This window comes from Streptomyces sp. URMC 126 (assembly GCF_051386555.1).
Lineage (GTDB): Bacteria > Actinomycetota > Actinomycetes > Streptomycetales > Streptomycetaceae > Streptomyces.
This window is the reverse complement of record NZ_JBPQTX010000726.1, coordinates 1-328: the sequence shown is the minus strand read 5'-3', so window position 1 is coordinate 328 and position 328 is coordinate 1. Positions and strand designations below refer to the sequence as shown.

General features: G+C 73.5%; 1 protein-coding gene. It reads right to left on the bottom strand.

The window, feature by feature from the left end; translation table 11 throughout:
* On the bottom strand, window positions 1-328 hold a 328-nt coding region (locus tag ACSNOK_RS33645), incomplete at both ends, for an N-acetylmuramoyl-L-alanine amidase family protein (protein WP_436784561.1).

The window sequence follows — 328 nt, the reverse complement described above, 5'->3', positions numbered from 1 at the left end:
ACGGAGACCACGGCGTCCGCCTTCGCCTCGTTGCCGATGCGCGCTCGCTCGTCGATGCACGGCCCGTACGGGCGGTCCCCGTCGTGCGTGAACCGTACGGTCGCGCCGCGCGCCTCCAGCAGTGTGCGCAGCCGGCGCGAGACATCGAGGGTGAAGGCGGCCTCGGTGTAACCGGCGTCCGTGGACGTGCCGGTGGTGTCGCACTCCTTGCGGTGCGTGCCCGCGTCCACCTGGCGGGCGATCTCCCGGGTGTGCGCGAAGTTCCCCGGGTTGTGCCCGGGGTCGATGACGACGACCTTGCCGCGCAGCGGGCCGTCGCCGCCGCTGC